The 21,160-nt window shown below is 67.1% G+C and carries 19 protein-coding genes; 11 read left to right on the top strand and 8 right to left on the bottom strand.

Annotated elements, in window-relative coordinates; all coding sequences use genetic code 11:
• Window positions 1–29: 29 nt before the first annotated feature.
• From AC4HIX_RS15825 to AC4HIX_RS15800, 6 genes are read right to left on the bottom strand one after another with little or no spacing between them, the layout of a single operon-like run.
• Complete coding sequence (locus tag AC4HIX_RS15825; RefSeq protein ID WP_490399680.1) at window positions 30–803, bottom strand: LamB/YcsF family protein; 774 nt, start codon at window positions 801–803, stop codon at window positions 30–32.
• Between the two features lie 9 nt (window positions 804–812).
• On the bottom strand, window positions 813–1,829 hold the full coding sequence (locus tag AC4HIX_RS15820; protein WP_490399679.1) for a 5-oxoprolinase subunit C family protein: 1,017 nt from the start codon (window positions 1,827–1,829) through the stop codon (window positions 813–815).
• The gene (locus AC4HIX_RS15815; RefSeq protein WP_490399678.1) at window positions 1,826–2,572 is read right to left on the bottom strand and encodes a 5-oxoprolinase subunit B family protein; all 747 of its coding nucleotides are present in this window, start codon (window positions 2,570–2,572) and stop codon (window positions 1,826–1,828) included. Before AC4HIX_RS15815 ends, AC4HIX_RS15820 begins: the two co-directional genes overlap by 4 nt.
• Window positions 2,572–3,867 (bottom strand): TRAP transporter large permease, encoded by a 1,296-nt coding sequence (locus tag AC4HIX_RS15810; protein ID WP_490399677.1) that lies wholly within the window; start codon window positions 3,865–3,867, stop codon window positions 2,572–2,574. Before AC4HIX_RS15810 ends, AC4HIX_RS15815 begins: the two co-directional genes overlap by 1 nt.
• Window positions 3,868–3,876: 9 nt before the next feature.
• Window positions 3,877–4,425: a TRAP transporter small permease gene (locus tag AC4HIX_RS15805; protein WP_490399676.1), complete on the bottom strand. Its 549-nt coding sequence runs from the start codon at window positions 4,423–4,425 to the stop codon at window positions 3,877–3,879.
• A 58-nt stretch (window positions 4,426–4,483) separates the two neighbouring features.
• A complete protein-coding gene (locus AC4HIX_RS15800; RefSeq protein ID WP_490399675.1) occupies window positions 4,484–5,455 on the bottom strand; it encodes a TRAP transporter substrate-binding protein in 972 nt (323 codons plus the stop codon).
• 206 nt (window positions 5,456–5,661) lie between these two features.
• Between AC4HIX_RS15800 and AC4HIX_RS15795 the strand changes: the two genes are divergently transcribed.
• The gene (locus AC4HIX_RS15795) at window positions 5,662–6,183 is read left to right on the top strand and encodes a winged helix DNA-binding protein (RefSeq protein WP_490399674.1); all 522 of its coding nucleotides are present in this window, start codon (window positions 5,662–5,664) and stop codon (window positions 6,181–6,183) included.
• A gap of 28 nt (window positions 6,184–6,211) precedes the next feature.
• Here AC4HIX_RS15795 and AC4HIX_RS15790 read toward each other — a convergent pair whose 3' ends face one another.
• A complete protein-coding gene (locus AC4HIX_RS15790; RefSeq protein ID WP_490399673.1) occupies window positions 6,212–7,495 on the bottom strand; it encodes a replication initiation protein in 1,284 nt (427 codons plus the stop codon).
• A 590-nt stretch (window positions 7,496–8,085) separates the two neighbouring features.
• Here AC4HIX_RS15790 and AC4HIX_RS15785 point away from each other — a divergent pair.
• Together AC4HIX_RS15785 and AC4HIX_RS15780 are read left to right on the top strand one after the other, a co-directional pair.
• The gene (locus tag AC4HIX_RS15785) at window positions 8,086–9,510 is read left to right on the top strand and encodes an AAA family ATPase (protein WP_490399672.1); all 1,425 of its coding nucleotides are present in this window, start codon (window positions 8,086–8,088) and stop codon (window positions 9,508–9,510) included.
• Complete coding sequence (locus AC4HIX_RS15780) at window positions 9,488–10,579, top strand: ParB/RepB/Spo0J family partition protein (protein ID WP_490399671.1); 1,092 nt, start codon at window positions 9,488–9,490, stop codon at window positions 10,577–10,579. Before AC4HIX_RS15785 ends, AC4HIX_RS15780 begins: the two co-directional genes overlap by 23 nt.
• A 260-nt stretch (window positions 10,580–10,839) precedes the next feature.
• Here the strand turns inward: AC4HIX_RS15780 and qhpR are convergent, their stop codons facing one another.
• Complete coding sequence (gene qhpR, locus AC4HIX_RS15775) at window positions 10,840–11,895, bottom strand: AraC-like transcriptional regulator QhpR (protein ID WP_490399670.1); 1,056 nt, start codon at window positions 11,893–11,895, stop codon at window positions 10,840–10,842.
• Between the two features lie 160 nt (window positions 11,896–12,055).
• Between qhpR and qhpG the strand changes: the two genes are divergently transcribed.
• Genes qhpG through AC4HIX_RS15735 form a run of 8 tightly spaced genes read left to right on the top strand, consistent with a single transcriptional unit; the run spans window position 12,056 to window position 21,151 of the window.
• Window positions 12,056–13,414 carry a flavin-dependent monooxygenase QhpG gene (qhpG, locus tag AC4HIX_RS15770; RefSeq protein WP_490399669.1) on the top strand — a complete coding sequence of 453 codons (1,359 nt, stop codon included), beginning with the start codon at window positions 12,056–12,058 and terminating at the stop codon, window positions 13,412–13,414.
• The gene (gene peaA, locus AC4HIX_RS15765) at window positions 13,390–14,913 is read left to right on the top strand and encodes a quinohemoprotein amine dehydrogenase subunit alpha (protein WP_490399668.1); all 1,524 of its coding nucleotides are present in this window, start codon (window positions 13,390–13,392) and stop codon (window positions 14,911–14,913) included. Before qhpG ends, peaA begins: the two co-directional genes overlap by 25 nt.
• 16 nt (window positions 14,914–14,929) lie before the next feature.
• Window positions 14,930–16,354 (top strand): quinohemoprotein amine dehydrogenase maturation protein, encoded by a 1,425-nt coding sequence (peaB, locus tag AC4HIX_RS15760; protein WP_490399667.1) that lies wholly within the window; start codon window positions 14,930–14,932, stop codon window positions 16,352–16,354.
• Window positions 16,351–16,674, top strand: coding sequence for a quinohemoprotein amine dehydrogenase subunit gamma (qhpC, locus tag AC4HIX_RS15755; RefSeq protein ID WP_019297900.1), 324 nt, complete (start codon window positions 16,351–16,353; stop codon window positions 16,672–16,674). The genes peaB and qhpC overlap by 4 nt, the downstream gene beginning before the upstream one ends.
• Before the next feature lie 13 nt (window positions 16,675–16,687).
• Window positions 16,688–17,767, top strand: a complete 1,080-nt coding sequence (gene peaD, locus AC4HIX_RS15750; RefSeq protein ID WP_490399666.1) for a quinohemoprotein amine dehydrogenase subunit beta — start codon at window positions 16,688–16,690, stop codon at window positions 17,765–17,767.
• Window positions 17,764–19,509 carry an ABC transporter ATP-binding protein gene (locus tag AC4HIX_RS15745; protein ID WP_490399665.1) on the top strand — a complete coding sequence of 582 codons (1,746 nt, stop codon included), beginning with the start codon at window positions 17,764–17,766 and terminating at the stop codon, window positions 19,507–19,509. Before peaD ends, AC4HIX_RS15745 begins: the two co-directional genes overlap by 4 nt.
• Complete coding sequence (locus AC4HIX_RS15740) at window positions 19,506–20,162, top strand: S8/S53 family peptidase (protein WP_490399664.1); 657 nt, start codon at window positions 19,506–19,508, stop codon at window positions 20,160–20,162. Before AC4HIX_RS15745 ends, AC4HIX_RS15740 begins: the two co-directional genes overlap by 4 nt.
• Window positions 20,159–21,151, top strand: a complete 993-nt coding sequence (locus AC4HIX_RS15735) for a helix-turn-helix domain-containing protein (RefSeq protein ID WP_490399663.1) — start codon at window positions 20,159–20,161, stop codon at window positions 21,149–21,151. The genes AC4HIX_RS15740 and AC4HIX_RS15735 overlap by 4 nt, the downstream gene beginning before the upstream one ends.
• The last annotated feature ends 9 nt before the right edge of the window (window positions 21,152–21,160 follow it).

Here is a 21,160-nt window from a genome sequence, read left to right as displayed (position 1 = left end):
CGGGGGCTATCTGCCCCCGCTTCACCCTTTTACAGCACTTCGCCGCTGAACTGGGCCAGCGCCACGCCGCTCTCCTGCAGCGCGCGGCGCACATCGGCGGCAATCGCCACCGCCGTGGGCGTGTCGCCATGCAGGCAGATGGTGTCGATCCGCGCCGGGATGCGCTTGCCGCTGGCGGTGATGATGGCGCCCTCGCGCACCATCTCCACCATCCGCCGCCCGGCCTCTGCCGGATCATGGATCACCGCACCGGGCAGGCTGCGGTCCACCAGCGTCGCATCGTCGTTATAAGCACGGTCGGCAAAGATCTCGCAGGCCGTCTTGCAGCCCAGCTCCTGCGCCGCCTGCTGCTGCGCGGTGCCCGCCAGCACCATCACGATGATCTCCGGATCCACCGACAAGGCCGCCTGATAGCAGGCCCGCGCCATCGCCAGGTCTTCCGAGGCCATATTGGCCAGCGCCCCGTGCAGTTTCAGATGCCGCACCGCGCCGCCCGCCGCGCGCGCCATCGCCTGCGCCGCGCCCAGCTGGTAGCGCACCATATTGCCCAGCGTCTCATGCGCCACCGACATGCGGCGGCGGCCAAAGCCCTGCAGGTCGGGAAAACCGGGATGCGCGCCGATGCCGGTGCCCTTGGCCACCGCGTGTTTCATCGTCGCCGCCATCACATCCGGATCGCCCGCATGATAGCCGCAGGCGATATTGGCCGAGGTCACGATATCCAGCAGCCCGGCATCATCGCCCAGCGACCAGGCGCCAAAGCTTTCCCCCATATCGGCATTCAGATCGACAGTTCGGGTCATGTCATCTCCTCACAAGACATCTTCTTCACCGGCAATCACGCCGCTGATCAGCTGATAGGACAGCAAGTTCGCCATGGTGCGCGGATCACGGATCAAGGGATAGCACTGGCTGCGCAGCCCCTCGCGCCGCTCCGCCTCGGCCCGCTCCAGCTCTACCGCCTCCTCCAGCGGAATGAAACGGAAGTGCAGCTCCGCCCCCGCCGCCGCCTGCGCCAGCAAGGGCAGGTCGCACGGCAGCACCGTGCCGATCCGCGGGTAGCCGCCGGTGGTCTGGCTCTCCGCCAGCAGCACGTAGGGCGTGCCATCGCCAGTCACTTGGATATCGCCGGGAACGATCACCTCCGACACCACCGTGCGCGCGCCATCGGGGCGGAAGCCCTCGCCGTCGCTCTCCATCGGAACGCCCATCCGGTTGCCGCGGGCGCCGCGGCGGAAGGCCGTCTGCTCGAACCGCGTCAGCTCGGCCTGCGGGAACAGCGAAGTCTGCAGGCTCGCCACAACCCGCACGGTGCCGCCCTCGAACCGGTCGTCCGGCGCCAGCCCCAGCCCGGTGGTGCGGCCGCTGTCAGGACCGGTTTCCAGCACGTCGCCTTCTTTCAGCGGCGCGCCGATGCCCGCCGCCAGATGCGCCGAGCGCGCGCCCAGATGCTCCGGCGTCTGAATGCCGCCGCCCACGTGCAGATAGCCATAGCTGCCGCTGCGTGCCGCGCCGATCACCAGCCGCGCCCCCGCAGGCAGCAGGTGGCTGGCGTTCCAGGCCACGGCGGTGCCGTCGATGCTCGCCCGCATCGGCGCGCCGGTCAGCGCGATGCGCAGATCGCTGTCCGCCTGGAACTCGCCGCCCATACCGGCCATCTCGACCGCGGCCAGATCCGCGCCCTGCCCCAGCAACGCCGCGCCCTCGGCCAGCGCCAGCCGGTCGGCGGCACCGCCGCGCGAGACCCCGTATTCCAGCCAGCCCGGGCGGCCGCCGTCCTGAACCGTCACCCCAGGTCCTGCGCGCAGTACGGTCAACGTGCCGGTCATGACAGATACTCCGCCTTGGCGCCGCCCAGCGGATCGCGCCGCAAGCCCTGCAGCTCTTCCGGCGTCACCGGGGTGAATTGCACCTCATCGCCGGGGCGCAGCAGGAACGGCTCCTCCGCATCCGGGCGGAACAGCCGCACCGCGGTCTGGCCCGCGTGCATCCAGCCCGTGGGCGTGGCGACCGAGAACAGCACCAGCTGCCGGATCGCCACCGCCAGCGCGCCTTCGGGGATGCGGGTGGTCAGCTGGGTCTGGCGCGGAATGTCCCACGCCTCCGGCAGCTCGCCCAGATAAGGTTGGCCGGGGGCAAAGCCGATGGTCTGCACCCTGACCCGCGCCGCCGACAAGGAGGCCACCGCCTCTGCCTCTGTCATCCCCGCGGCCTCTGCCGCCTGCGGCAGCTGCGGCGCCAGCTCGGTGCCGAACACCGCCGGGATCCGCCACAGGCGGCGCTGGCCGGGCAGCTCTGCCGCGTACCAGTCGCGCTGCGCCAGCAGCGCCCCCAGCCGCGCCCGCAGAGCCGCATGGTCCAGATGCCGCAGGTCGAACCGCACATAGGCCGAAACCAGCGAGGTGGAGACCTCCTCGACTCCGTCCCAGCTTGCCTCCGCCAGGGCGGCGCGGAACGCCAGGGCGGCGCGGTTGGCCGGCTCGCTCAGGCGGCTGCCAAAGCTCACCAGCATCCCGTCCACCCCCACCGTGCGGATTTCGGGGCCGGGAGTTGCTGCACTCGCCTCAGCCATCACATCTGCTCCGGCAGGAAGGTCACGATGGACGGGAACAGCACGATCAGCACCAGCGCCACGACCATCAGGAAGAAGAACGGCAGCGCCGCCTTGGCCACGGTCAGAATGTCCCGCCCGGTCAGCGACTGCAGCACAAACAGGTTGAAGCCGACCGGCGGCGTGATCTGCGACATCTCCACCACGATCACCAGGAAGATGCCGAACCACAAGGGATCAATCCCCGCCTCCAGCACCATCGGCATGATCACCGAGGCGGTCAGCACCACCACCGAAATCCCGTCGAGGAAGCAGCCCATGATCACAAAGAAGATGGTCAGCGCCGCCAGCAGGGTGAAGGTCGACAGGTTCAGCGAGCCGATCCACTCCGCCAGAATGCGCGGAATGCCGGTGAACCCCATCGCCACGGTCAGGAACGACGCCCCCGCCAGGATAAAGGCGATCATGCAGGAGGTGATGGTCGCCCCCATCAGCCCCTCGGTAAAGCTCTGCCGGGTGAGCGAGCCGGACTGCCACGACAGCAGCAGCGCCAGCACCACGCCAACGGCGGCGGCATCGGTGGGCGAGGCAATCCCCGCATAGATCGAGCCGATCACCCCGCCGATCAGCAGCACCACCGGCAGCAGCCTGCGGGCGCGCTTCAGCTTCTCGCGGAAGGTGGCCGCAATGTCCTCGGTCGGCAGCTTGCTGCGGTTCAGCAGCGCCCAGACCACAACATAGCCAACGAACAGCCCGACCAGCAGCACGCCGGGCAGCACGCCTGCGACAAACAGCCGGGCGATGGATTGCTCGGTCGCCACGCCATAGACGATCAGGATGATCGACGGCGGGATCAGCAGCCCCAGCGTGGCGGACCCGGCCAGCGTGCCAATCACCAGCTTTTCGGGGTAGCCGCGCCGGGCCAGCTCCGGGATCGACAGCTTGCCGATGGTGGCAGCGGTGGCCGCGGACGACCCCGACACGGCGGCAAAGATCCCGCAGGCAAAGACGTTCACATGCAGCAGCTGCCCCGGCAGCCGGTTCATCCAGGGCGACAGCCCGGTGAACATGTCCTCCGACAGGCGCGAGCGGAACAGGATCTCACCCATCCAGATGAACAGCGGCAGCGCCGCCAAGGCCCAGGAGTTGCTGTGGCCCCACATGGTGGTGGCCATCACCAGCCCCAGCGGCGCCTCGGTGAACAGCGCCATGGCGGCGATGCCCACGCCCAAGAGGGCAAAGGCCACCCACAGGCCGGCGCCCAGGAACAGGAAAAGAAGGACCAGAAGAATGATGGAAAGCGCGGCAACCGACATGATGATCCCCTATTCGCTCAGAAGATTTTCGCCCTTGCCCTCCCAGGAGGGCAGCGCGCCGCGCAGCATGCAGACCAGCTCGTCCGCCAGCGCCAGGGTGAGGATCGCAAGGCCAAGCGCCACCGGCGCCTGCGGCAGCCACAGCGGCACCGACACCATGCCCGCGCTGCGGTCGCCGAACTCCAGCGACTCCAGCAGCAGCAGCCCCATGTACCAGGTGGCATAGCCGCTCATCGCCAGTGCCAGCAGGGTCACCCCCAGCTCCGCCGCCCGGTGGGCAGCCTTCGGCAAGCGGTTGGTCACCAGCGTCACCCGGATATGGCCGCCTGCGCGCAGCGCATAGGCCAGCGCCAGAAAGGTCGAAGCCGCCAGGAAAAAGCCGGTGAAATCCGCATAGGACGGGATCGTCAGGCCCACTCCGGTTCCGGTCAGCGCCACCGCGATCTTGTCAGCGAGGTTCAGGCACACCTGTGCAAAGACCAGCGCCACAATGGCCACGATAAACAGTGCTGCCAGCCCCCCGGCCGCACGGTAGATGAAATCAAGCACAGCCCGCATGGCCGCTCCTCCTCCCCAGGAGACCGGACGCCGCACCCGGCGTCCGGCCATGGTCACGTTACTGCTGGTAGGCGTTCAGCAGGGTGGCACCGGCCTCCCCGGCCTCGCCCTTCCAGTTTTCCAGCATCTGCGCCCCAATCGCGCGCAGGCCTTCCATCAGCTCTTCCGACGGCTCGGACACGGTGATGCCGTTTTCCTTCAGCACCTCGATCTGGCTGCTGGTTTCGGCCCGGCTCATCTCCCAGCCGCGCGCCTCGGCCTCAGCCGCGGCTTCCAGGATGGCGGTCTGGGTCGCTTCGTCCAGACGGCGGAACGCGCGCTTGTTCACCACCACGATGTTTTTCGGGATCCAGGCCTGAATGTCGGTGTAATGGGTCAGGAAGTCCCACGCCTTGGAGTTCACGCCGGTGGAGGGCGAGGTGATCATCGCCTCGACCCGGCCGGTGCTGAAAGCCTGCGGAATGTCCGGCACTTCAACCTGCGTCGGCGCGGCGCCCGCCAGGTTGGCGAACTGCTCCAGCGTCGCGTTGTAGGTGCGGAACTTCAGCCCCGCCAGATCCTCGACACTGTTGATTTCCTTGGTGGTGTACAGCCCCTGCGGCGGCCACGGCACGGCGTACAGCGCCATCAGCCCCTGCTCGTCCAGCAGCCCGTCGATCACGTCCTTTTGCGCCGCCCACAGCCGTTCGGCCTCTTCATAGCTGGTCGCCAGGAACGGCAGCGAGTCGGCGCCGAACGCCGGGTTGTCATTGGCCAGCAGCGACAGGAAGAACTCGCCCGCGGGCACCTGGCCGCTGCGCACTGCCTTGCTGATTTCGGGGTGCTTGAACAGCGATCCGGCCGAATGGACCTTGATCTCCAGCCCGCCCTCGGTCGCCTCGGCAACGTCGCTGGCAAACTCTGCGATGTTCTTGGTGTGGAACGTGGCGTCCGGATAGGGCGTCGGCATGTCCCAGGTTGCGGCAAGAGCCGGGACGGACAGCCCGGCGATCAGGACGGCCGCGCCGCCCAGCATACGCGAAAATTGCATTTTCTCCTCCCAATGCGAAACATTGCAATAATGTATCCATAACGCTGATAATTTGTCAACGTTTTGCCAAGATGCAACCTCCACCCCTGCCCCGTCCGGCGGCCGCCAACGCTCTGACAGCCTGCTTGATCTCCTTGATACTTTACCCTTTTATGACCACATGCAGATAAAACGCCGGGGTTTTATCGACAAAGAAGGGGCAAAACATGGCCGAAAAGAAACCCGATTCCCGCCGAATCGTCTCCTCCCGCCACCTGGCAGAGGGCGAAGGCTGGGAGCTGTCGGAGCTGGAATTCGGCCTGATCATCGCCTCCAACGCCTTTTCCCGCTGGATGACCCGCTGCATGTCGGCGGCCGGCCAGCCGGATCTGAACCCGCTGGAAATCCTGATCCTGCACAACGTCAACCACCGCGGCAAGGACAAGCGCCTGTCCGACATCTGCTTCCTGCTCAACATCGAGGACAGCCACACGGTGAACTACGGCCTGCGCAAGCTGCTCAAGGCCGGGCTGCTGGCCTCGGAAAAGCGCGGCAAGGAAGTGTTCTACCGCACCTCCGCCGAGGGCGCAGAGCTGTGCTCGGCCTACCGCGACGTGCGCCGCCAGTGCCTGCTGGACGGTCTCTCCGCCGCCGACTTGCCGGGCAAGGACCTGCGCGAGCTGGCCCGCAGCCTGCGGGCGCTGTCCGGGCACTACGACCAGGCCAGCCGCGCCGCCGCCTCGCTTTGACGCAAGGGGGCAGTCGACGCCCCCTGCCCTATCCGGCCAGTTCCTCGAACGCGCCGGGTATCAGCTCCTCCCAGAACTCCGCCATCTGGCTGGCCAGCAAGGCCGCGGCCCAGCCGCGGTTGCGGAATTCCTCGCGGTCGATCTCATCCTCCAGGCGGCTCAGGAACAGCCGCTTGTCGGCATCCCGCTGCGTGGGCGAGCGCCCCGCCGCCAGATCGCGGATCCGCTCCAGCCGCTGCGCCCTCAGCGTGCGTTCCCGCGCCTTGGCCGCATCCTCTGCCGCAGCCTTACGCGCCGCTTCAGCCTCCGCCGCCTTGCGCGCCTCAGCTGCCGCCAGCGCTTCCGGGGAAACCTCTTTCACCGCCTCGGCAGGCGCATCCTTATAGTCGTCCCGCAGCGCCGCGCTCAGATAGCGCACCGGGCTGTCCACCCCCTTGCGCCCCTTCAGATAGCCGATCTTCTCCGAGACATACTCCTCTCCATGCTCGGCAATCCACTGCCGCGCCAGCCGGTCGCTCACCCCCAGTTCCATCAGCTGGCCGTAAACCGCACCCTGCCGCACCCCGGCGCCATCGTCGATATCCAGCATCGCGAGCTGCGGGTTCTCCTTGATCAGGAACCGCACCTCGGCCACCTGCCGCCCCATCTTCTTGAACTCCGGCGTCAGCAGGATGTTCGACGTCTTGTTCACCTCCGCCACCGCCGGCTTGATGATCTTGGCGTTCAGATGCTTGAAGCTCTCGTAATAGGCACTTCCGTCCACCCCCATCAGGCGGCGGAACAGCGCAATGTCCCACCAGCCGGTCGAGCCGGTCCGCACAAACCGGTAGCAGTTCTCATAAAGCGCCAGCGCATGGCCGCTGGTGAACCGCCGCTGAATGTTCAGATTGATGAGGGCAAAAACCTTGGGGTCATGCAGCTTCTCCGCCAGCGCCGGGCTGTAGGCGTATTCGCACACCCCGCCCTGCAGCTTGGCGTATGACAGCAAGGAGCTCACCCCCCACTCCTGCTTGCCGTTCTCATCCAGCATGTCCCATTCCGCCACCGTCTCCGCCAGGCTGCGCAGCGATTGCTTCAGCGTCTCCATATCGTTGGAGTTGTAGCCCACCATCATGCACAGCGTCTGCGCATCGATCTGGTGCTTGGGCTTGGAGATCAGCGCGTCATAGGCATTGAGCAACAGCACATTGGACAGCTTCCGCTGCAACAGCGTCAGCTTGCCCGAGACATGGATCGCGGCGACATTCTTCTTCACCGACCCCCGGCGCAACGGCCCGGTCAGCTTGCTGTGCGGGATATCGTCTGGATCCATCGCCCTGCCCTCTTGCCCCTGGCGGCTTGACGCTCTTGCGGGGATTCTGCTCTGGACAGACTATGGCGCAAAAGGAACCCGCGCTCAATCCCGGCTTGGGGACCCGTTTACGGGAGAAGGCCATCCCGGAAACGGGTACCTTTAAAGCGGACCGGCCCCCGCAGGCCCCGATTGGCGCCGAATTCCCCCGGTTTCCGGCCGTTCCGGGCGCTCAAACCGCCCGATTTCGGGTCTCAGGGGCGCGGGTACCCGTCCTCCCGCGAATCGGGCCCCTTGCTCCCGCAGACAGGTACCCATGATCCTGCAAACGGGTTCCTTTGCTCCCGGATGCGGGTTCCCAAACCGGATCAAGTATTTGAAATCAAACGGATTACCAGACCTAAAGACTCTAAACTGAATCAAAGATTCACAACATTTCAACCTGTTTGTGCGATAGTATTTCTTGGGGAAAAGAGACATATATTCCGCGGATTACGGACGGCAGCGGAAAACAGATGCGCTGCCAGATAATGATTCACTCTCTCCCACAGATGTGCGACAAAAACGGTGATAACACGCCAAACAGGCGATTTTACCGAGGCACACGAGACATGGCAAAGAAACCGGACACTCCCCTGCCCCCCTATTTCAACCTGGATCCGGAGGCGGCAGCGGCCAAGCTGGGCGAGCTGGTCGACACCGCCAGATTCGCCAAGGCCGCGGCGTTTGCAGGCCGGGGGCGCGATGATCTGGCCAAGCGCGGCTACGCCCCCGACGGGCGCAAGCGCTTGCGCAAATTCTCTACCTGGGAGATCACCCGTTACCTGATCCCCGTCGCCCCCGCGCACCTGCGCCGGGTCCTGAACAAGAACCCCGACTTGCCCCAGGGCGAGGGCGCCAGCGGCTCCAAATGGTTCACCTTGGAGGAGGTGCTGAAACTGCGCGACCATTTCGCGGAGGAAGGCATCTCCACCAAGGAATACCGCCCCTACCGCCCCGAAGGCCTGCCCGCCAAGGTGGTCGCCGTCGCCAACTTCAAGGGCGGCGTCGGCAAGACCTCGACCGCCGCGCATCTGGCGATGTCCGCCGCGCTCGACGGCTACAAGGTGCTGGTGGTGGACCTCGACAGCCAGGGCTCGATGACCTCGATCCTCGGCGGCCAGGTGGCCGACGAATGGCAAACCGTCTTCCCCCTGCTCGCCCGCGATTATGCCGAGGCGGTGGAGGCCGAGAACAAGGTCCGCGCCGCCGCTGGCTCAGACCCGATCCCGCTGGATGAGACTCTGACCGAGGCGCGGGAGGTTTCGCTGCGAAACGTGGTCCAGAAAACCCACTGGCCCAACATCGACCTGATCGGCGCCCAGCTGAACCTCTACTGGGCGGAATTCCAGATCCCGGTCTGGCGCATGGGCCTGCGCAACTGGGCGCTGTGGGACGCGCTGACCAACGCGCTGGACCAGGGCGGTGCGCTGGATGACTACGACATCATCCTGCTGGATACCCCCCCTGCCCTTGGCTACCTCACCATCAACGCGCTGGCCGCAGCCGACATCCTGATGGTGCCGCTGGGCGCGTCGTTCCTTGAGTTCGACTCGACGGGGCGTTTCTTCGACATGCTTTATTCCACCTTCGCCTCCATCGAGGATGGCGAGAACGCCGCCCGCCGCCGCGCCGGGCTGCCGGAGATGAAGTTCGAATGGGACGTGGTGCGCGCCCTGATCACCCGTTTTGACGCCAGCCAGCAGACCGATCTGGCCAATGTGATCCAGGCATATTTCGGCGACATGATGAACGCCTACCGGCAGGATTACACCGCCCTGGTCGGCCAGGCCGGCGAAAGCGTCTCCGGCATCTACGAGGCGGATTACCGCAACTTCAACCGCGAGACCTATACCCGCGGCCGCGAGGTGTTCGACCGCACCTATGCGGAATTCAAGGAGCTTCTGATCGGCAGCTGGTGGCGCGATCAGCAGATGGAGCAGGCAGAACAGACCCAGCAAGAGGACAGAGCAGATGGCACGCCGCAGACAGCTTGAGACCCCCTCGCCCGAGGCGCTGAAAGAAATCGAAGCCGGCATCGACCGCGACCTGGCGCGCAGCCCGGGCCTGCGGCCGCCGATTGCCGATGTGGTGGCCGACGCCGCCCGCCATGCCGACCCCCTGCCCCAGGCAGGCCGTGAGGCCGCGGCCCGCGACCGCGCCGATGCCGAACGGCTGCGCGCGGCGGAAGAAAAGGGGCTGGTGGCGGTGGAGCTGCCGATCACCGACATCACCGCCGAGGCGCTGAACCGCGACCGCATCGTCATGGACGAAGACGAGATGCAGGAACTGATGAGCTCGATCTCCGTCAACGGCCTGCGCCTGCCCATTGAGGTGTTCGAGCCGCAGAACCACGAGGACGCGGGGAAATACGCGCTGGTATCCGGCTACCGCCGCCTGACCGCGCTGCGCCGTCTCAATGCGCTCAGCGGTGGAGACCGGTTCCAGACCATCCCCGCCTTCATCCGCGCCCCCGGCAGCATCGCCGATGCGCTGGTCGCGATGATCGAGGAAAACGAGGTCCGCTCCGGCCTCAGCCAGTACGAGCGGGGCCGCGCTGCTGCCTCAGCGGTGCATGACGGCGTGTTCCCCACCGTCGACGAGGCGGTGGCGGTGCTGTTCCAGACCGCCTCCAAGGCCAAGCGCTCCAAGATCCGCTCATTCGCCCTGATCCACGAGGAGCTGGGCGACATGCTGGCCTTTGCCACCGGCCTCAACGAACGCCAGTGCCTGCGGCTTGCGGGCGCATTACGGGCCGGTCTGGCGGAACCTCTCCGCACCGCGCTGGAACAGGCCGGCGGGCGCTCAGCCGCGGAGGAATGGGATGCCATGCTGCCGCTGATCGAACAAGCTGAAGGCGCGCCGCAGGATCCCAGCCGCGGCGGCCGCCCGAAGGCCGCGCAAAAGATCGAACGCGCGCGCAAAACCCGGGTGGCCCGGGGCATCACCATCGAGCGTGAGCTCGGCCCCAGCGGTTATGCCATCCGCTTTTCCGGCAGCGAAGTGACCGCGGAACTGGTCGACGCAGTGATGGACAACGTGCGCCATCTGCTGGAAAACGGCTGAGCGGGCAGGGCGCTTGCCCCCGGTTTCGCAGCGAAACCCCCGGGCTTTGGCCGGGGGTTTTTCTTTGCTGGGGGACGTGCAGCCGTGGTGTTTCGCGGGGTTTCGCTGCGAAACCCAATGCCGCTCGCCCAACAATCTGCACTCTTGCAACGCATGAAATTCCTTCTAAGGGTTGTGACCGCACCGGCAGGTTTCGCTGCGAAACCTCTCCGTGCGGGCTCGGGCCGGGGGGAGCGCGACCCTCTCAACGGCGCAGCCGGTCAGTTGGCGGCTGAGACCGGTTTCCGGACCGTAGTCCCGGAACTGTCTGAACAGGACTGCTTGCGGAACTGGCTGGGGGTCGCGCCCTCGTGCTGGCGGAAGGCGCGCTCGAAAGCGGAGACTTCGGAATAGCCCAGCCGCTCCGAGATATCGTGCAGCTGCGCGCCCGGGGCCAGCAGCATGCGCTTGGCGATCTCCATCCGGCAGCCTGCAAGCAGGCGGGAAAACTTCTGCCCCTCATCCTCCAGCCGCCGCCGCAAGGTGCGGCGCGACATGCCCAGGGCGGCTGCGATGGCCGTCTGCTCAAATCCTTCGCGGCCGATCCGCATCAGCAGCTCGCGGCGCACCCGCACGGTGACTGGTGCATCGCGTTCGCTTTGACGGGCGGTGCGGACAATCGACTGCGAGGCGGATTTGAAGGCGGGGTTTTCGCGGTCCGCCAGTGGCAGATCGAGGAGGCCTGCGGAAAACACCAGCGTGTTCGAGGGCGCGCCGTACTGCACCGGGCAGCGCGGCCCGGCGGCGCTGCGGCTGTGCAGGGCGCTTGATTCGTGCTCCAGCGACAGCAGATCGGGCCGCCAGTCCGGCCCGGTGGCGGACCGGATCAGGCTGTGGAACACCGACAGCGTCAGCTCCGCATCCTGCTGCCGCGGCCAGATGCGGGTGTCGAGGATCCGGTAGGTCAGCCGCGCCTTGTCGCCATCGACCGTCAGCCGCAGTTCCGAGTCGCTTTGCACCATCGGAAAGGCATTGCGGAACAGCGCCAGCGCCGCCCCCAGCGTTGGCGCCTGCAGGATGTATTCCCCAAGCGTGCCAAGGTTTTGCAGGTTGAAGACCGAGCCCACCCGCCAGCCGAAATCGGGGAGGTTCAGCTGGCCGGAGGCATGTTCGCAGAAGTCCACGAATTTCTTCAGTCCGATCTCGCCGTCCAGGTCCTGCGGGCTGATCCCGGCGTTGCGGGAGATCGCGGCGGCATCGCCATTCATGAACTCAACGGCCCGCAGCGGGTCGTTCAAAGTGGAGGCGGAAATCCGGGGCTGATAGGTGTGTGGCATCGCGCAGTTCCTCAGGATTGCGCCAGAATACCGCAAAAATCCGCTATTCCAGAAAAATTGCCGTATGCGGCGCTGAAGCGGCCGATTCTGTCCGGAAATGTCGGGTTGTTGTCCGGATGTGTCCGCCACACGGCACCGCCCGGCGGGGCAGCCTAGGCAAATGGCACCTCAAACAGGCACCTTTGATATTGCGATTGCAGGCGGCGGCCCGGCCGGGTCGGTGGCGGCGGTTCTGCTGGCGCGGGCCGGGTTCAGCGTGGCGCTGGCCACTCTGCCGCCGCGCGGCCCCCGGTATGAGGGGATGTCCGCCCGCGTCGCCGCGATCCTGGCGCGGCACCGGCTGCCGCTGGCCGGGATCGGCCCTGCGGCGCAGCGCCATGTCAGCTGGGGCGCGTTCCAGGGCGGGCAGAACAGCGAGCATCTGGCCGACCGCCGTGCTTTTGATACCGGGCTGCTGGAGGCGGCACGGGCCGAGGGCGTGCATGTTGTCTTTGCATCGGTGTCCAGCGTGCGGCCCGATGCAGGTGAAATCCGCCTGGCCGATGGCACATGCCTGTCTGCCCGGCTGCTGTTCGAGGCCCGCGGCCGCCGGGCGCCGCGCCAATCCACGGAAATGCAGCGGACTGAACTGGCCGGGCCGGACACGATTTCGGTTGCCGGGTTTGTGCCGCCGCAGGCGGGAGATATGGAAACGCCGCGGATCGAGGCGCGGCCCGGCGGCTGGGTTTGGTCGGTGCCGGTGGACAGGGACCGGCTGTGGCTGCAGGCGGTGGGCGCTGCGGCCTCGCTGGGGCAGTCAGGTGGCAAAACGGCTGTGGCAGCGCTGTGGAGCGCTGCGGCGGGAGAGACCCAGCTGCCGCGCCGCCCCGTTGTGCATGCGATTGCGCCGCGGCTGGCGGCGCCGGATCTGGACCCGCGCTGCCCGCGGCTGGGTGATGCGGCGGTGGCGCTGGATCCTCTGTCGGGGCACGGGATGTTCTGGGCCGTGTCCTCGGCGCTGATGGCGGTGCCCATCGCGCGGGCGCTGCTGGCCGGAGAGGCGGACTTGGCGCGCGATTTCTACCGTAACCGGGTTGCAGAGACCTTCTGGCGGCAGGCGCGGGTGGGCCGGGATTTCTACCGCGAGGCGGGGTTTCAGACGCCGTTCTGGCAGCAGCGTGCGGCCTGGCCGGACGAGGCCCCGGCGCATGACACGGACATCCGCCCGCACACCGCCATGCGGGTGGTGGTGCAGGACGGTTTTCTGGCCCGGCGCGAGGTGCTGATCACCCGCGATGCCCCAGGCGGTGCGGCCTTTACCGCCGGGCAGGAGATCGTGCCGCTGCTGCGCCGCCTGAACGGCCAGCCGCTGCCGGACGCGGACCGCTTTCACAGCGCGGTTCTGCCCGAGGCCCCGCCGCAGGCGGCCCGGGCGATCCATCAATGGCTTTTGTCACAAGGGTTTACCGAGGGGGCGCAGATCCCCTGGGACACTGTAAACAGGGAGACTGAACCATGCAACTACGACCCCGCGGCCTGACGGCTGCACTTCTGATATCTGCGGCGGGCGCGGTGCCGGCACTGGCCAGCGAGGACCTGCTGAAAAACACCTGCTCAAGCTGTCACACGGCGGAGGAGGGCGGTCTGAGCCGGATCAGCGGCCAGCGCAAAAGCCCCGAGGGCTGGATGATGACCATCGTCCGGATGCAGCAGGCGCACGGGCTGGAGATCGGCGCAGAGGACCGCCGCGCCATCGTGCAGCATCTGGCGGACACGCAGGGTTTAGCACCGTCCGAGGCCGCGCCGTTCCGCTATGCGCTGGAGAAGGACCCGAACGCGCAGGAAAGCTTTGACGAGCCGTTCGCCTCGATGTGCGCGCGCTGCCATACCGGCGCGCGGGGGCTGCTGCAGAACCGCACGGCGGAGGAGTGGGAGCTGCACATGGATTTCCATGTCGGCCATTTCCCGACCATCGAATACCAGGCGCTTGGCCGCGACCGGGAGTGGTACAAGATCGCCCGCACCGAGATCGCCGGCTATCTGGCGGAGCAGAACCCGCTGGAGACGGCCGCCTGGGCGGACTGGCAGGCGGCGGAGAAGCAGCCGGTGGCGGGCGATTGGGTGGTGATGACCGACCTGCCCGGCATCGGCGAGGCCTATGGCAAGCTGACGGTCAGCGGCGATGCCTCGCCCTATCAGGTCAGCGGTGAGTTCATGACGGCGGACGGCACCGCGCATCCGGTGTCGGGGCAGATGAACCTCTATACCGGGTATGAATGGCGCGCCAATCTGGACATTGGCGGTACCGCCTACCGCCAGGTGCTGGCACTGTCAGAGGATGGCAACAGCCTGCAGGGCCGCCAGTTTGACCGCAGCAACGACGCCTTGGGCGCACCGCTGACCGGCGCGCGGGACGGGGCTGGCAGCGTTATCCTGGGCACGGTTCCTTCTGCCGTTCCGGCGGGTGAGGCGCAGGTGCAGGTGGTTGGCACCGGGCTGGACGCGCTGGACGCCTCTGCCGGTGAGGCGGCTGCGAACACCTATGGCGCGGGGCTGTCGCTGGCGGCGGAGGGCAATGGTGTTGTCACCTTCAGCGCGGGCGGGGCAGAGGGGCAGATCGCGCACTATGCCTCGGTCGACAGCTTGCGAGTGGAGCCGGAATTCACCATCGCCCGAGTCGGCGGCGGCAGCGAGGAAGGCCCGGCGGCGGTGCCTGCTTATTTCAACGCGGTTGGCATGTGGAACGGGCCTGACGGCGAGGCCGGGACCGATGATGATGTGCGCATCGGACGGGTTGAGGCGCAATGGACCGTGGCCAACGCGCATGAGCACGCAGCGCACATGAAAGATACTGAATTTGCTGGGGAAATGCAGCCAAACGGCATCTTTGCGCCCGCGGTTGCCGGCCCCAATCCGGACCGGCCATTTAGCGCTAACAATGCGGGCGAGCTGACAGTGCAGGCGGAGGCGATGGGCCAGCAGGCGGAGGCGATGCTGATCGTCACCGTACAGCGTTTCATCGACCCGCCGATCCGCTGAGACAGGGGGAGAGACCATGAAAGACTTTCACTATCAGCCGGCCAATGCGCACCGGGTTGAGGTCGAGGGGCGGGAGGTTCTGTTCCATGTGCCGACCACCTCGATCTTCGAGATGGATGGGGTGGACCGGGATATCCTTGATTATGCCGCGCAGGAGCAGGCGTTCTCCATGGATGAGTTCGAGGCGCGGTTTGCAGCGGAGGATGCGGCGGCGCGGCTTGATGGGCTGGTGCGGCTGGACATCGTCAATGACGGCCGCCCGCTGCAGCCGGAACGGCCGCCGATCGAGATCGAGACCTTCCCGCTGACCACCATCGTTCTGAACGTCAACACCGGCTGCAACCTGGCGTGCTCCTATTGCTACAAGGAGGATCTGGCGGTGCCGTCCAAGGGGCAGAAGATGGCCTTTGACACCGCGCGGAAGTCGGCGGAGATGCTGCTGGCGGAGAACCCGGACCGGGACAGCTATAACGTCGTGTTCTTCGGCGGTGAGCCGCTGTCGAACCTGCCGTTGATCCGGCAGGTGGTGGAGTGGGCCGAGCCGCATTTTGCGGCGCTTGGCAAGGAGGTGAACTTCAGCCTGACAACCAATGCGACACTGCTGACCGAGCCGCTGATCGACTGGCTGGATGAACACCGTTTCGGCCTGACGGTCTCCATCGACGGACCCAAGGCGCAGCATGACCTGAACCGCAAGACGGTGGGCGGCAAGGGCACCTATGACACCGTGGCCGCCAAGGCGCGGCTGCTGCTGTCGCGGTACAAATCGAAACCCGTGGGCGCCCGCGTCACCCTGACGGCGGGGATCACCAATATCGTCGAGATCTGGGACCATCTGATCAACGATATCGGCTTTGCCGAGGTGGGGTTCTCGCCGGTGACTTCCGGCGAGATGGATGCCTTCAACCTCAATGGTGCCGAGCTGCTGGAGGTGTTCGAGGGGATGAAATCCCTTGGCAGGCTCTATGTCGAGGCGGCGCTGGAGGGCCGCAACATCGGTTTTTCCAACATGCATCAGATGATGAACGACCTTTACGAAGGGCGCTCCAAGGCGCTGCCCTGCGGGGCCGGGGTGGGGATGCTGGCGGTCAACCACGATGGCGCGCTGAACCTGTGCCACCGGTTCACCGGATCGGAAATGGACCCGTTCGGCACCGTCGATGAGGGCATCAAGCGCAAGGAGCTGTCGGGGTTCATCAAGGCACGCTCCGACCGCACCGAGAAGGGCTGTGCCACCTGCCGGATCCGCAACCTGTGCGCGGGCGGCTGCTACCACGAGAGCTATGCCCATTTCAGTGACCCGATGATGCCGACCTATCACTACTGCGACCTGATGCGCGACTGGATTGATTTCGGGGTCGCCGCCTATGCCCGGCTGATCGCCCAGGCGCCGCAGTATTTTCACCAACATGTTGCGCCGAGGAGGGCGTTTGGAAAATGAAACCGCTCAATCAGAAAGCCGAACGCGTTCAGCAGGCCGCGGCCGAAGGCCAGATGGACGAGGTCCGCGCGATGCAGACCGTGACCGCCGGATGCGCCACCACATTCGACCCGGGCTGGGAGGTCGATCCCTTTGGCGGGCTTGCCGCCCTGTGCCAGCCGATGGAGGCGGACCTTTACGGCTGCTCCGACCCGTGCTGGTGGCCTGCGCAGGTGCCCGACATCATGGTCAACCACCCGAACTGGGACGAGGGCGCGCCCAATGCCGCCAAGGACTGGCGGGCGCTTGGCGCCACCTATCCCACCGATGCCGAAACCTGAGGAGACCCGCATCATGAAATCCGCGCTTTTTGCTGCTGCTGCGTTTTGCGCTTCAGCCCTGCCGCTGGCCGCTGGCGACCTTCTGGTGACGGTGGCCCGGCCCTCCAACCTCTATGTCTTTGATGCCCAGGACCGCTCGGTCAAGGCCGACTGCGATCTGGGGGCGAATGTGACGCCGGGCGTCATTGCCATGTCGCCGGACAACCGCATCGCCTATGTGCTGCTGAACCATTGGCAGGATGTGGTCGGTGTCGATATCGAGACCTGCGAGAAGGTGTTCCACGCGGCCCAGTCCGAGGGCGATGTGACCCGCCGCTCGCTGGCGTCGCTGGCGGTGTCCAAGGACGGCAGCCAGATCTACACGGTGCGCAATCCGGTGCGCAAGAAGACCGACCGGTATGAGGTGATGCAGCCGGAGTTTGCCGTCTATGACGCCGGTGCCGGGCTGGAGGCGAAGCCGTCCGCCACCTTTGAGGCGCCGCGCCGGTCCACCCTGATGGCGAGCGACCGCAACGGGCAGGTCTATGTGGCCGGGCATGAGATCTACCGGGTGGACCCCTCCAACGGTGAAACAGAGGTGGCGATTGCCAATGCCAGCTGGGACCGCCCCACCTACAGCCCGCCGGATGTGCTGGCGTTCTGGCCGACCGGCAGCCAGAACGACGAGATGCTGCTGATGTACACCGCCGCGGTGTTCACCGATGAGACCCAGCAGGAGATGGCGGATTTTGTCTGGGGATATCAGTCTGTTGACCTCACCACCGGGGAAACCGAGATCGCTGATTTTGCGTCCTTCGAGGTGCTGATGTTCTCCGCCGTGCGCAGTGCGGTGGATCCCAAGCATCTCTATGGCGTCTATACCCAGCTGTCCAAGCACAACCTGGAAACCCGGGAGCTGGTCAAGCGGGTGGACCTGCCGCACACCTACTACGTCATCAATGTCTCCAGCGACGGGAAAGAAATCTACGTCGCGGGCACCAACGACGATATCGGCATCTATGACAGCGAGACGCTGGAGCGGGTGGGCGAGATCCGGATGCCGTCGGGCGGGGATATGTCCGTCTCGACCCTGCATGTCGTGCCGCAGGGATGACCGGGCCTGCTGCCAAACTCTCCCCCCAGCCGGGCGGCGGTGCTGCCGCCCGGGCCGCCTGGCCGCGCCTGCCATCACGTGCGGGCGCGGCGCTTTTCACGCCTGCCACGGCGGCTTGGCTGCTGCCCATGCTGCGCCCGCACCGGCGGCGGCTTGCGGTGCTGTTGCTGATCAGCTTTGCCGCTGCCGGGCTTGGCCTGCTGCCGCCCTATATCAGCAAGCTGGTGATCGACCGCGGGCTGATGGCGGGGGATGCGGCGCAGCTTGTGATCTGGTCCGCGGCGCTGTTTGCTGTTGGCCTGCTAGCCACCGGCACCGGCGCGCTCAGCAATATCCTGCATATGCGCGCCTCGGTCCGGATGCTGGCGCGGATGCGGCAGCGGCTGCTGTCGCGGCTGGCCGCCAAGCCTGCCGGCTGGTTTGCCAGCCAGCGCGCGGGTGAGCTGCTGGCGCGGGTGGATGGCGACGCGGCGGAGGTGCAGAAATTTGCCTTTAACGCGGTCTTGGGCGGCTCTTCGGCGCTGATCCGGCTGGTTGGCGGCTCGGCGATGCTGATGGTGCTGGACTGGCGGCTGGGGCTGCTGACGGCGCTCTTGGCGCCTGCGGAGCTGGCCTTTCTGATCTGGGCGCGGCCCCGGACCGAGCGCCACGCGGCGGCGGTGCGCGAGAGGCAGGGGCGGTACAGTGCGGGGCTGTCGGAGACGCTGTTCGGCCTGCCCGCGCTGCAGGCGGCGCGTGGAACGGCATGGGCTGAGCGGCGCAGCCTGCGCGATCATGCCGGGCTGAGCCGGAGGCTGATTGCCCAGAACCTGTGGGGTGAGTTCACCCGCGCGGTGCCGGTGCTGCTGTCGGCCTTGACCCGGTCGGCGATCTTTCTGGCGGGCGGGCTGATGGTGATCCGGGGCGAGTGGCCGCTGGGCTCACTGATCGCGTTCGTGGCCTACATGGGGTTCATGACCGGGCCGATGCAGTCGCTGCTGGGCCTGTGGCACGCGCAGGCGCGGGTCAAGGTTGCGGCGGCGCGGCTGGATGCGGTGATGCAGGCGGATGGCCCCGCCCGGGCCGCCGGTTTTGCGCCTGCCGGGTATGCTCTGCGGCTGGCGGGCGTGACTGTTTCGCGCGGGGCGGCGGCGCCGGTTGGGCCGCTGACCCTGACCATTCCCGAGGGTGCCAAGGTGGCGCTGAGAGGGGCCAGCGGGGCGGGCAAGACCTCCCTGCTGGCGGTGCTGAGCGGGCGGGCGCGGCCCGTAGCCGGGCGTGTGACGCTGGGCGGTGCGGATCTGGGGCTGCTGGGCGGGGCAGCCTTGCCGGAGCGGGTCGCCTATGCCGGGCAGCGGCCGTTTACCCTGCGGGCCAGCCTGCGGGACAACCTGTTCCAAAGCCGCGCTTTCTGGGCTGATCCTGAGACTGAAGCGCGGGTCTGGGCGCTGCTGGAGTTGTTTGGCCTGGCCGAGAGGTTCCGCGGGGCAGGGGGGCTGGACACCATGCTGGGCGAAAGCGGGCTGACCCTGTCGGGTGGCGAGCGGCAGCGGCTGTGCCTGCTGCGCGCGCTGCTGCAGCCGTTTGATATCCTGATACTGGATGAGGCGCTGTCTGAGGTGGATCCCGCCACCGCCGCCCGGATCCTGGCCCATATCGACACCAGCTTCCCGAATACAACCCGCATCCTGACCGCCCATGGCGGGGCAGCGGCGGGCGGGGACTTCGATATCGAGATCGACCTGACGGAGGGGGCGGTATGACCCGCGCGCCGCTGATTGCGCTGATTGACGGGCCGCTGGCGGCGGATGCGCCGGGCCTCGCCGCCCGGATGGACCTGTGCGAGATGCACCCGCGGGCTGCCGAAAGCCCGGCGGCGCTGCATGCCAGCCACATGGCCGCCGCCATTCGGGCCAATGCGCCCGAGGCTCGCATTCTTGGACTCAGCATCTTTCCGGGGCGGCTGGCCACCTCGCTTGCCACCGTGGCGGAGGCGCTGCGCCAGGCCGCGGAGTCGGAGGCGGAGATTGTGCATTGCTCCTTTGGTCACGGTGAGGCCAGCCCGCTGCTGGTGGAGGCAGTGGCGGCGGTGCTGGTGGCGGGCAAGCTGCTGGTGGCCTCCGCCCCAGCGCGCGGAGCGCCGGTCTATCCGGCGGGGTGCGACGGGGTTCTGTCCGTTCAGGGCGATGCCCGCTGCGCGCGCGGCCAGTGGTCGCTGCTGGATCTGCCGGGGGCGCGGTTCGGGGCCTGCCCGGGCGCTCCCGGCGCGCCGGTGCGCGGCGCCAGCCTGGCGGCGGCGCATTTCACCGGGCTGCTGGCCCGGGCCTGCATGGACGGCGGGGTTGAGGCGATGCTGCGAGCTCCGTCCTTCACGGGCCGCGAGCGCATCGGGGCAGGGGGGCCGCAGGCGGCATGAACTGCTTTGACCATTGGAACAGCACCCTGCGTGCCAGCTGCGGCCACTATTATGCGGCCCCGGACCGGGAGGTGCGGGACTGGGCGGGAAGCTTTGACCTGCGCCAGCGCGGCGGCGTCGATGTGGCCGAAGTCCGCTGTCCGCCCGCCCGCATCGAGCGCACCCGCAAGGGCATCCTGCGCGATGATCAGGAGCATTTCTTTCTGCTGCGCCAGCTGGAGGGTGAAACCGGCATCCTGCACGCGGGGTGCGAGGTGCTGCTGCGGCCGGGGGAGTTTCTGCTGCTCGATTCCACCCGCGCGGCGGAACTGTGCGTCACCGGCCGGCCTGCCGCGTTTCTGTCGGCGCATCTGCCGCGGGCGCTGGTGCTGGAGCGGTGCCGGCAGATGCCCGCCGCAGGCTGCAAGATCACCCCGGCGCATCCGCTGCACGCCAGCCTGTGCGGGCTGCTGGATGGTGGCGGGGCGGAGGATAACGCGGGTTATATCTTTGACCTGGTGCCGTTGGCCTTTGCCGCTGGCGCGCGCCCGGGGGCGGGCAGTTTGGGCAGCCGCAAGCACCGGTTCCGGCTGGTGCGCGAAACGCTGGAGCTGCTGAGCGCAGACCCGGGGCTGACGGTGGACGCGCTGGCCGCGCGTACCGGGCTGTCGCGGCGCCAGTTGCAGCGGGAGTTTCAGGAGAACGGCACGACTTTCACCGAGTGCCTGACCCGCGCCCGGCTGGCCGCGGTGGCAGGCAAGCTGCGCCATGCGGCGCGGCAGGGCGTCCGGGTGCCGATTGCCCAGATCGCCTATGGCGCGGGGTTTGGCGATATCTCCCACTTTAACCGGGTCTTCCGCCAGCAGTTCGGCTGCTCACCGCGCGGGTTCCTCAGCACCTGCACTTTCAGCGGATTTTTGGCGCAGGACGCAAACTCTTTGGCACCGGCGCCCAAGACCGCGCAGGCGGGGCGTGGTTGTCTTTTTCAATCAAACCCGGCTGACGGATAAACAGGGAGA

Source organism: Leisingera sp. (assembly GCF_982940295.1).
This window is presented reverse-complemented; position numbering and strand designations above follow the sequence as displayed.

Excerpts from the sequence above, each read along its gene's own strand:
- AC4HIX_RS15790 (WP_490399673.1), bottom strand. The coding sequence starts at position 7,495 with ATGGATCCAGACGATATCCCGCACAGCAAGCTGACCGGGCCGTTGCGC.
- AC4HIX_RS15820 (WP_490399679.1), bottom strand. The coding sequence starts at position 1,829 with ATGACCGGCACGTTGACCGTACTGCGCGCAGGACCTGGGGTGACGGTT.
- qhpC (WP_019297900.1), top strand. The coding sequence starts at position 16,351 with ATGAAACCGCTCAATCAGAAAGCCGAACGCGTTCAGCAGGCCGCGGCC.
- AC4HIX_RS15745 (WP_490399665.1), top strand. The coding sequence starts at position 17,764 with ATGACCGGGCCTGCTGCCAAACTCTCCCCCCAGCCGGGCGGCGGTGCT.
- AC4HIX_RS15780 (WP_490399671.1), top strand. The coding sequence starts at position 9,488 with ATGGCACGCCGCAGACAGCTTGAGACCCCCTCGCCCGAGGCGCTGAAA.
- AC4HIX_RS15785 (WP_490399672.1), top strand. The coding sequence starts at position 8,086 with ATGGCAAAGAAACCGGACACTCCCCTGCCCCCCTATTTCAACCTGGAT.
- qhpG (WP_490399669.1), top strand. The coding sequence starts at position 12,056 with ATGGCACCTCAAACAGGCACCTTTGATATTGCGATTGCAGGCGGCGGC.
- AC4HIX_RS15810 (WP_490399677.1), bottom strand. The coding sequence starts at position 3,867 with ATGTCGGTTGCCGCGCTTTCCATCATTCTTCTGGTCCTTCTTTTCCTG.
- AC4HIX_RS15805 (WP_490399676.1), bottom strand. The coding sequence starts at position 4,425 with ATGCGGGCTGTGCTTGATTTCATCTACCGTGCGGCCGGGGGGCTGGCA.
- AC4HIX_RS15795 (WP_490399674.1), top strand. The coding sequence starts at position 5,662 with ATGGCCGAAAAGAAACCCGATTCCCGCCGAATCGTCTCCTCCCGCCAC.
- AC4HIX_RS15740 (WP_490399664.1), top strand. The coding sequence starts at position 19,506 with ATGACCCGCGCGCCGCTGATTGCGCTGATTGACGGGCCGCTGGCGGCG.
- peaA (WP_490399668.1), top strand. The coding sequence starts at position 13,390 with ATGCAACTACGACCCCGCGGCCTGACGGCTGCACTTCTGATATCTGCG.
- AC4HIX_RS15800 (WP_490399675.1), bottom strand. The coding sequence starts at position 5,455 with ATGCAATTTTCGCGTATGCTGGGCGGCGCGGCCGTCCTGATCGCCGGG.
- AC4HIX_RS15825 (WP_490399680.1), bottom strand. The coding sequence starts at position 803 with ATGACCCGAACTGTCGATCTGAATGCCGATATGGGGGAAAGCTTTGGC.
- peaD (WP_490399666.1), top strand. The coding sequence starts at position 16,688 with ATGAAATCCGCGCTTTTTGCTGCTGCTGCGTTTTGCGCTTCAGCCCTG.
- peaB (WP_490399667.1), top strand. The coding sequence starts at position 14,930 with ATGAAAGACTTTCACTATCAGCCGGCCAATGCGCACCGGGTTGAGGTC.
- AC4HIX_RS15735 (WP_490399663.1), top strand. The coding sequence starts at position 20,159 with ATGAACTGCTTTGACCATTGGAACAGCACCCTGCGTGCCAGCTGCGGC.
- AC4HIX_RS15815 (WP_490399678.1), bottom strand. The coding sequence starts at position 2,572 with ATGGCTGAGGCGAGTGCAGCAACTCCCGGCCCCGAAATCCGCACGGTG.
- qhpR (WP_490399670.1), bottom strand. The coding sequence starts at position 11,895 with ATGCCACACACCTATCAGCCCCGGATTTCCGCCTCCACTTTGAACGAC.